This is a genomic window from Hyalangium ruber, from assembly GCF_034259325.1.
Lineage (GTDB): Bacteria > Myxococcota > Myxococcia > Myxococcales > Myxococcaceae > Hyalangium_A > Hyalangium_A rubrum.
On record NZ_JAXIVS010000010.1, the window covers coordinates 394,703 to 402,826 of the forward strand.

Sequence of the window (8,124 nt, forward strand, 5' to 3'; positions counted from 1 at the left end):
GCCTCCTTGAGGGACCCCCGAGATCGCCAAGACCTGGCATGCCTGGGCCTGATGGTCCTGGTGTACGGGCTCGTGGTGGGGCCGGTGGTCCACGCGGTGGTGGAGCACGGGGGGCACGCGCATGGCACGTCGGAGCAACCGCACGGGCACGCGCACCCGCACGGCGAGGACCCACCGGGCCATGAGCACGGTCCCGCGAAGGACTCGCGGGAGCAGGGCGCAGGGCACCACCACCCCCTGGGCTCGGTGGAGCACCTGCAAGCAGTGGCGGTGTGGAGCGCGGCGGTGCTGGCGCCGGTGGTGCGGTGGGTGCGGCTGCCCGCGAAAGTGTTCCACGGGCCCTTGAGAAGGCCGGGCGCGCCGGCGCGGCTGACGGCGATGCCGCAAGGCCCCTAGGGCGAGCACATCCTAGACCTGCAAGTGCGTGCCCGCGAGCAGCGGGAGCGCGAGGCGTTTCCCGAGATGCCAGGGCAGCGGCCGTGGGTGACGTGCGCCGGGAGGAACCGGGCGCATGAGCCACGAAGTCGTGCCCTGGAGTGACGGCTGCATTCATGTCCGCGATGTACGGGTTGTTCTGCGCCGTCCTCTCCCTCGCCGTCGTGGAGGGGGAAGAGGTGCGGCAAGACGTTCCTTCTCTGAGCACCGAGGCCCCACCGGCGGCCGAAGCCCCCACCCTTGTCCCGGAGGAGGCAGGTTCATCCCCCACGCCCGAGGAGGCGCCAGCGTCACCCGCGCCAGCCCCTGAGTCGCGGGAGCCACCGGAATCGCCAGTGCCTCCCGCGGCGAGCACCACGGTGCGAGCCTCGCGCCCGGCCCAGAGCGCGGCGGAAGTCACCTTGGACCGAGAGCTGCTCGAGCTGGCGCCGCGCACGGGGGCGGTGGACCTGCTGCGCCTGGTACCGGGGCTGGTGGCCTCGCAGCACGGCGGGGAGGGCAAGGCGCACCAGCTCTTCCTGAGGGGCTTCGACGCGCTGCACGGGCAGGACGTGGAGCTGAACGTGGGCGGGCTGCCGGTGAACGAGGTGAGCCACATCCACGCGCTGGGGTACGCGGACTTGAACTTCATCATCCCCGAGGTGGTGCGGGAGCTGCGGGTGACGGAGGGCTCCTACCGCGCCTTCCAGGGAGACTTCGCGGTAGCGGGGACGGTGCGGCTGGAGCTGGGGCTGGAGGAGCCGGGGGTACACCTCGCGGGCACGCTGGGGCAGTACGGGCAGCGGCGGGTGGTGGTGGCGGTGCGCCCGGGCGAGGACGCGGAGACGTTCGCGGCGGTGGAACTGGGCGAGAGCCGAGGCTTCGGACCGAGGCGGAGCGCCGGGCGGGCCTCGCTGCTGGCCCAAGCGACGGCGGAGGCGGACACGGTGGCGGGCCGGGTGCGCGTGCGAGCGCTGGCAGGCAGCTACACGACGCGCTTCGACACGCCGGGAGTGGTGCGCGAGGACGACTGGCTGGCGGGCCGGCAGGACTTCTACGCGGCGCCGCTGGCGCGGCAGGGAGGCTCGGCGGCGCGGCACCAGCTGCTACTGGGGGTGGAGCTGCCGAGGAGCGGAACGAGCCGCACGACGCTCGAGGTCTTCGGCCTGGTGACGGACCTCCGGCTGCGAAACAACTTCACGGGGTTCCGGACGGACGCACGGGGAGACGGGCTGGAGCAGACGCACGACACGCTGACGTTGGGAGCGCGAGCGGAGCACCGACGCCGCCTCCAGATCTTCAGCAGAGAGCTTCCACTGGAACTCGGGCTGGGAGCGAAGCGGGACGGGGCGAACCAGACACAGCGGCGCTACCGGGAGACGGACGGCACCTTCTACGCGGACGAGGTGGACGCGCGCTTCGTGCAAACAGACATATGGGGATACGCGGAGGCGCAGCTACCGCTCGGAGCCTGGAAGCTTCTGCTGGGCGGGAGAGCGGACGCGCTGGGGGTGGAGATCTTCGACGCGTTGGCGTTCCGAGATCCGCGCTACTACGACGGGCAGGGCTACTCACGCAGCGCGTTCGGGGTCCACCTGGGCGCGAAGGCGGGGCTGGAACTCACGCTGACGGAGCGCTGGCGCCTGTTCGCGAGCTACGGGGACGGCTTCCGCTCGCCGCAAGCGCGCAGCCTGGCGGAGGGCGAACGGGCCCCCTTCGTGTCGGTGCGAGGCGCGGAGCTGGGCGCGAGGCGAGACGGGGAGCAACTGGCGCTGCAAGCGAGCCTCTTCGGCTCGGCGGTGGATGACGACTTCTTCTTCGACCACGCGGCGGGAACCACGGTGTTCACGGGACGGACGGTGCGCGCGGGCCTCTCGGCGGCGCTGCAAGCGCGCCCGTGGAGGGAAGTCACGGCGGCGCTGAGCGCGACGGTGGCGCACGCGCGGGTGCGGGAGACGAACACGCTCTTGCCCTACTTCGCGCCGCTGGTGGCGCGAGCCGACGTGGGCTGGGAGCGAACGCTGCGGCTGTGGGGAAGCGAAACGGAGCTGTCGGCGGGCACGGGGCTGACGCTGATCGGCCCGCGCCCACTGCCCTTCGATGAATACGGGAGCACGGTGTTCCTCGCCGACGCTCAAGCGGGAGCACGGTGGGGAGCACTGGGGCTGCGGCTGGAAGTGAAGAACCTCCTGAACACGCGCTGGCGCGACGGGGAGTTCGTCTACGGCTCGCGCTTCGACCCGGAGGCGCCGGCGAGCCTGCTGCCCGCGAGACATTTCACCGCGGGGCCACCGAGAACGGCCTCGCTCACCCTGGAGGTCCACCTATGAAACCCATCCTCTCTTCGAGCACGCGGAGGCAATGCGTGCTGGCGCTGTCCCTGGCGCTGCTCTGCGCCTGTGGCACGGGACAGCAGCGGCGAACGTTCCCGGTGGAGGTCGCGGCGCAGCCGATGACTGGAGCGAACGAGTGGGGCTGGACGGTGACGCCGGAGTCCCTGCACGTCTCGGTGGGGCCGGTGCGCTTCTTCGAGGGGAGGGTGCTGCTCTCGGAGCGGCGGCCGCGCTTCGACTGGTACGCCTTGATCGGCGGCACGGCCTGGGCGCACCCCGGGCACTACGTGGCGGGAGACGCGCTGGGAGAGCTGCTGACCCCGAAGACGGTGGACCTGCTGGCGACGGAGCCCACGGTGCTGGGCGAAGCAAGCGCGGTAACGGGCTCCTACGGCTCGATGGAGCTGACGCTGTCGCGAGCGACGAGCGCGAGCGACGCGGAAGGCAAGCTCCAGGGACACGCGGTGCGGCTGCGCGGGAGCGCCACGCACACGGACGGCCGCCAGGTGCGCTTCGAGGCGACGGTGGACCTGAGCAAGCCCATCGAAGGGATTCGCTTCGAGCGAGAGCTGGAGCTGGAGCCGGGGCGCGTGCGCATCACGGTGGACCTGGCGAAGTGGCTGGGCCGCATCGACTTCGGGACGGTGGGTGCGCCGAACGCGGAGGAGGTTCGGCCGTTCCCGGCCGACAGCCAGGCACAGAACGCCTGGGAGCGCGGCGTGGAGGACACGAGCGCATACACGGTGACGTGGAAGGAAGGAGCAACGCAATGAAGGGATGGATGAAGGCAGCGGCGCTGCTGGGCCTGACGGCGTGCAGCAGTGGAACGGGAGACGTGGTGTTCACGACGTACGGGGAGGACTTCATCGAGAAGGAAATGCCCGCCACGGAGTTCGAGGACGGCTGGAGCGTGCGTTACACGAAGTTCCTGGTGGTGCTGGGCGAGCTGAAGGTGGCCAACCACGAGAACGAGGTGGCGGCGTCTTCGACGTCAGCCAAGGTGTACGACGTGCATCGCGCGGGGCCGGTGGAGGTAGTGCGCTTCACGGGTCTGGCGGCGGAGGACTGGGACGAGGTGAGCTACGCCATCGCGCCCTCGGCGGAGGCGACGGCGGGCAACGCGTCGGAGGAGGACGTGGCCCGGATGAAGACGGGCGGCTTCTCGGTGTACGTGGAGGGGACGGGGACGAAGGGGAGCGACACGAAGCGCTTCGCGTGGGGCTTTACGCACAACACGCTCTACGAGCACTGCGAGAGCCCGGATATCGGCGAAGGGGTAACGGTACCGAGCGGAGGCGAGGAGGTGGTGCAGCTGACGATGCACGGAGACCACCTGTTCTTCGACGACCTGCAATCGCCGGAGGCGAAGATGCGCTTCGATGCCATCGCGCAAGCGGACGGGCTGGGAATCGCGGGGCCCGACGGCGAGGTGACGTTGCAGGAACTGGCCACGGTGGACCTGACGACGCTGCCGCGCGGCACGTACGGCACCGGAGGCGCCTCGAACGTGCGGAACCTGCGGGACTTCGTGAGCTCGCTGGTCCGAACGGTGGGCCACTACCGAGGCGAGGGCGAGTGCTCGCCTAAGGCGCGCTGACCCCGGCGCTGCGGGGGACTTCAAAGAACAGAAGTCCCCTCGCGGTGCGCGCTACTTCTTCTGATTTTGATCGGACGAGCCCCCGGAAGCCTCGCGGCCAGGAGCATGGGTGTAGAGGGGGTCCTGGGGATTGAGCTGCTGGGACCGATGGTCCTGGTCGGTCTTGAAGTCCTCATTGTTGGGGTTCTTCACATCCGCGCGTTGATCCTCGGGACTGCGTGTCTGCTTCGGCATGGCGTTCTCCTTTGGTGTGGGGTTGAGCCAACTCCAAACCTATGCACGCCTGCTCTGGAGGAAGCGCTCGGCCGGAGACCCGCCAGCCAGCGGACGCCTGCCCGGTCTCCAGACGACGAGGCGGGCCAAGTGCGGCGGGAGTGCGGGCAGCCTGCTGCCGACCTGCCCGCGAGTGAATAGCTCACGAGAGGAGGTGTCCCGGGTGCGAACGGTGACCTACGAACGGAGCGGTCGGACGAACACGGGTGCGCAGGCGGTGCGTGTGGAGGGGCTGCGCCACCTTCGGGTGCTGGAGCAAGGCGAGGAAATCATCGAGCGAGAGCTGACTCCAGCGGAGGTCTCCCGCCTGCTGCCCCTGATGGAGGAGGCGGCGAGCCAGCCCGCGCCCGCGGTGGTGGAACCCGAGGCAGGAGGGCCGGACGGACTGGCGGTGAGCCTGGCCTTCGAGGACGAGGAAGCGCCTCGAGTGCGCCTGGCGGCAAGGCGACTGCCGGCGAAGGGGGCGGGCTCCCCCTACGATGAACTCCTGGCGGAGCTGGACTCCCTGCTCACGTCCGAACTGCACGTGAAGGCGCCCAGACACGCGCACGCGGTGCTGCCCCACATGCTGCGCGTGGAGGAGTAACCGCCCGTCCACTGCCGCGTCCGCCTCCGAGCGGGCGCGAGCAGCCCAGTTGCGAGGCAACCGAGGGCGTGACAGACAGAGAAGATGGAGCGGGTTCGGTTCGGAGTCCACCGGACAGTGGGCGAGGCACGACTGCTGGCGGGAGCGCTGGAGGCAGCGGGGCTCTCGGTGCATGTGCGTGGGGAATCCCTGGCGCCACTGGGCGGAGAGATTCCGAGCACGGAGACCTGGGTGGAGCTGTGGCTGTGGCCGCACGAGGTGGAGGCGGCGCGACAGCTCGTGGCGGAGCTGGAGGAGAACCGGGAGGCGGCGAACCGGGAGGTGCGCTGCCCGCGCTGCCGAGAGGACAACCCGGGCAACTTCGAGCTGTGCTGGAGCTGCGGGCTGGAACTCCCCTCCACCGCCACACCGCGCCTGCGGGCGGTACCCTGAGAGGATGCAGGTGGAGACGGCCCCCCAGAGCCACGAGGCAGGAGCCAAGCCCGTGCGGCGGCGGTGGAGCCAGGCGTTTCGCAGCACGCTGGGAGTGTGTGCGGTCGCCCTGCTGATCCACCTGGTGCCGCTCTTCCTACCGCGCAACATGCCGGAGCAGGAGCTGGCGATCGCGCGAGCAACGCCGAACATGCAGAGCCGGGTGCGCCTGCTGGCGCCCTTGAAGGAACACCCGAAAGCCACGGGGGCGGAGCTGCGCGAGGCGGCCGAGCTGCTGTTGGAGGAGGCCCCAGCGGAGGCGCGTGAGCTGGTGGAGGAGGCGGAGCGGCGCGAGCCGGGCGCGGTGGAGACCCAGCTCCTCCGGGCACGAATCTGCCGGGTGGAGCGCATGGAGCGCTGTGTCCAGGAGTCCTTCGAGCGGGCGGTGCGAATGGCCCCGAGTGACGCGCGTCCGGACCTGCTGTGGGCGGACCTCCGAGAGAACGACGGAGATACGGCAGCGGCGCTGGAAGCAGTGACCCGCGCTCGGAGCAAGGCGCCCGGACAGACGGAGATCGAACTCCGCTACGCGCGCCTGTTGGGCGAGGTGGGACGGCACGGCGAAGCGGTGGCGGTGGTGCAGGCCCTGAGCCCGAAGCTCTCTCCCGTGTCCCTCTTGCTGGAGCTCGGCCAGGCGCAGCTGCGCGCGGGGCGGGATGTCGAGGCGAGGCGCCTCTTCGCCAAGGCGGTGGGAGAGTCGCCGCAATCGCCGGTGGCGCACTACCACCTGGGGGTGGCGCACTTCCGGCTGGGAGACATGGACGGAGCGGAGGAGGAGCTGCGAACGGCGGACCGGCTGGACGTCTCGAATCCACGTTCGCTGGCGGCGCTCTGTGCGATGCAGGTGAAGGCGGGCCAGCTGGACGCGGCGCGGGTGACGAAGATGGACCTGGAGCGGCGCTTCCAAGACCGGCGCGAGCTCATCCAGAGCGCCTGCCGCATGAGCCCCTGACGCCGAGACTCAAGGCTCGATGCCACGCATGTGGCGAAGGAGCTGAGCGGCGCGTTTGACCTCGAGGTCCACGGAGCCATCGGCGATCTCCGTCCGGACCACCGCCTGGAGAAAGGGCAACGCCTCCTCGGAGCGGCCCTGCCCGAACATCAGCTCCCCGAGCGCCAGACGTGCCTGGGTGAGCAGAACGAGGCTCTCCTCGGCCACGGCGGAGTCGATGGCATCACTGAGCGCGGACTCGGCGAGCTCTTCCTGCCCGCGGGAGAGCAGCTCCCTGGCGCGCTGAATATGTTCGAGGGTCTTCATGACGAGCAGCGCCCGGGACGAGGCAACCCGGGATGAGGTATCCCGGGGGATATGGACGAGTCGCGACTCATCGAGCTGGAACTCCGGTACATGCAGCAGTCCGAGCTGCTGCAGCAGCTCAGCGACGCGCTGTACACACAGCAGCGAACGCTGGATGCGCTGAAAGCGGAAGTGGAGCTGCTCAAGCGCAAGCTCGAGGGGGAGCCGGGGCTGGTGGACGCCCGCCAACAGGAGCGTCCACCGCACTACTAAGGCTCAGAACCGGTAGCCGAGCCGCAATCCCAGCGTGGGCTCCGGAGAGAGGTAGCCCACCTCAACGCCAAAGCTGAGCGAGCTTCCCTGGATGCCAAAACCAAAGGCTCCATGGGCGCGGAACGTGTCTCCCTCGAAGAGGATCCACGGTCCGACGAGGCCCTCGATGTAGACACGCCGGGTGAGGTTGGCGCGCAGCACCAGGTCGATGGGCACGCCGAGCGTGTTGGGCGTGGTGACAAGCAATGCGCCAAACCTGCCACCAATGTAGAGCGGCCCCGCCAGGTGGGTCTCGACACCAAGGGTGAACTGGAAGGTAGCGCTCTCCGTCAGCCAGTAGTCGGCGCCAAGCCCGAGCCGCAAGTTGGAAGCAGCTTCAGCGGGACTCGGGGCCAGCCAGAGAGCGAGCGCGAGGGCACCACCAGCACAAGGACGAAACAGATTCATTCGATGGCTCCTGGGATGCGAGAGGGAGCCGCACTCAATCAGGCCCAGGAGTCACTGACCACAAACTGTTGCGCGCCAGCTGTGCAAACGCTGACACGAACCGTATGGATAAAAAAAAACGCCCCTGGGGCCCAATGAAGGGCGCCAGGGGCGCAAGAAAAAAATCCGGCAGCGACCTACTCTCCCACGCGGTTTCCCGCGGAGTACCATCGGCTCTGGAGGGCTTAACTTCCGTGTTCGGGATGGGAACGGGTGTGACCCCTCCGACATAGCCACCGGAAAAATTGTGACAAGAGACATACGAAGGCAGAAAGGATTTGCTGCTGAGAAGAGAAGTTGTGCCGTGACTCTTCCGGGCCAGCGCAATGCGCCGGGCCTCGATCTTGGCCTCGAATCCCTTACTCCCCCGTAGGAATACGGGGAGCGTGCAAGAGATGAGGATAAAGTAAGCCGCACGAGCAATTAGTACCGGTTAGCTCAACGTGTTACCACG

Annotated in this window: 11 protein-coding genes and 1 rRNA gene; 8 read left to right on the forward strand and 4 right to left on the reverse strand. The window is 69.0% G+C overall.

The features are described 5' to 3' along the window. Positions 1–6 precede the first annotated feature (6 nt). From SYV04_RS28210 to SYV04_RS28225, 4 genes are all read left to right on the forward strand, one after another. Positions 7–396, forward strand: a complete 390-nt coding sequence (locus SYV04_RS28210; RefSeq protein WP_321549032.1) for a hypothetical protein — start codon at positions 7–9, stop codon at positions 394–396. Between the two features lie 155 nt (positions 397–551). Continuing rightward, the gene (locus SYV04_RS28215; RefSeq protein WP_321549033.1) at positions 552–2,744 is read left to right on the forward strand and encodes a TonB-dependent receptor; all 2,193 of its coding nucleotides are present in this window, start codon (positions 552–554) and stop codon (positions 2,742–2,744) included. Beyond that, on the forward strand, positions 2,741–3,520 hold the full coding sequence (locus SYV04_RS28220; RefSeq protein ID WP_321549034.1) for a hypothetical protein: 780 nt from the start codon (positions 2,741–2,743) through the stop codon (positions 3,518–3,520). The genes SYV04_RS28215 and SYV04_RS28220 overlap by 4 nt, the downstream gene beginning before the upstream one ends. Then, positions 3,517–4,344 carry a hypothetical protein gene (locus SYV04_RS28225; RefSeq protein WP_321549035.1) on the forward strand — a complete coding sequence of 276 codons (828 nt, stop codon included), beginning with the start codon at positions 3,517–3,519 and terminating at the stop codon, positions 4,342–4,344. Before SYV04_RS28220 ends, SYV04_RS28225 begins: the two co-directional genes overlap by 4 nt. A 51-nt stretch (positions 4,345–4,395) precedes the next feature. On the opposite strand, the gene SYV04_RS28230 is transcribed toward SYV04_RS28225, so the two are convergent. Then, positions 4,396–4,578, reverse strand: coding sequence for a hypothetical protein (locus SYV04_RS28230; RefSeq protein ID WP_321549036.1), 183 nt, complete (start codon positions 4,576–4,578; stop codon positions 4,396–4,398). Between the two features lie 202 nt (positions 4,579–4,780). On the opposite strand from SYV04_RS28230, the gene SYV04_RS28235 reads away from it, so the two are divergent. From SYV04_RS28235 to SYV04_RS28245, 3 genes are all read left to right on the forward strand, one after another. Beyond that, positions 4,781–5,203, forward strand: coding sequence for a hypothetical protein (locus tag SYV04_RS28235; protein WP_321549037.1), 423 nt, complete (start codon positions 4,781–4,783; stop codon positions 5,201–5,203). A gap of 84 nt (positions 5,204–5,287) precedes the next feature. Continuing rightward, positions 5,288–5,635, forward strand: a complete 348-nt coding sequence (locus SYV04_RS28240) for a hypothetical protein (RefSeq protein WP_321549038.1) — start codon at positions 5,288–5,290, stop codon at positions 5,633–5,635. A 10-nt stretch (positions 5,636–5,645) separates the two neighbouring features. Then, the gene (locus SYV04_RS28245; protein WP_321549039.1) at positions 5,646–6,626 is read left to right on the forward strand and encodes a tetratricopeptide repeat protein; all 981 of its coding nucleotides are present in this window, start codon (positions 5,646–5,648) and stop codon (positions 6,624–6,626) included. A 9-nt stretch (positions 6,627–6,635) separates the two neighbouring features. Here the strand turns inward: SYV04_RS28245 and SYV04_RS28250 are convergent, their stop codons facing one another. After that, positions 6,636–6,932, reverse strand: a complete 297-nt coding sequence (locus SYV04_RS28250; protein WP_321549040.1) for a hypothetical protein — start codon at positions 6,930–6,932, stop codon at positions 6,636–6,638. Between the two features lie 51 nt (positions 6,933–6,983). On the opposite strand from SYV04_RS28250, the gene SYV04_RS28255 reads away from it, so the two are divergent. Beyond that, a complete protein-coding gene (locus SYV04_RS28255; protein ID WP_321549041.1) occupies positions 6,984–7,184 on the forward strand; it encodes a SlyX family protein in 201 nt (66 codons plus the stop codon). 3 nt (positions 7,185–7,187) lie between these two features. Here the strand turns inward: SYV04_RS28255 and SYV04_RS28260 are convergent, their stop codons facing one another. Together SYV04_RS28260 and rrf are read right to left on the reverse strand one after the other, a co-directional pair. After that, positions 7,188–7,547: a hypothetical protein gene (locus SYV04_RS28260; protein ID WP_321549042.1), complete on the reverse strand. Its 360-nt coding sequence runs from the start codon at positions 7,545–7,547 to the stop codon at positions 7,188–7,190. Positions 7,548–7,794: 247 nt separating this feature from the next. Further along, positions 7,795–7,911, reverse strand: a 5S ribosomal RNA gene (gene rrf, locus SYV04_RS28265). Positions 7,912–8,124 lie beyond the last annotated feature (213 nt).

What these genes read in the sequence shown, in the direction of transcription:
- SYV04_RS28230 (WP_321549036.1), bottom strand. Translation starts at nt 4,578, where the DNA reads ATGCCGAAGCAGACACGCAGTCCCGAGGATCAACGCGCGGATGTGAAG.
- SYV04_RS28240 (WP_321549038.1), top strand. Translation starts at nt 5,288, where the DNA reads ATGGAGCGGGTTCGGTTCGGAGTCCACCGGACAGTGGGCGAGGCACGA.
- SYV04_RS28255 (WP_321549041.1), top strand. Translation starts at nt 6,984, where the DNA reads ATGGACGAGTCGCGACTCATCGAGCTGGAACTCCGGTACATGCAGCAG.
- SYV04_RS28250 (WP_321549040.1), bottom strand. Translation starts at nt 6,932, where the DNA reads ATGAAGACCCTCGAACATATTCAGCGCGCCAGGGAGCTGCTCTCCCGC.
- SYV04_RS28220 (WP_321549034.1), top strand. Translation starts at nt 2,741, where the DNA reads ATGAAACCCATCCTCTCTTCGAGCACGCGGAGGCAATGCGTGCTGGCG.
- SYV04_RS28225 (WP_321549035.1), top strand. Translation starts at nt 3,517, where the DNA reads ATGAAGGGATGGATGAAGGCAGCGGCGCTGCTGGGCCTGACGGCGTGC.
- SYV04_RS28215 (WP_321549033.1), top strand. Translation starts at nt 552, where the DNA reads ATGTCCGCGATGTACGGGTTGTTCTGCGCCGTCCTCTCCCTCGCCGTC.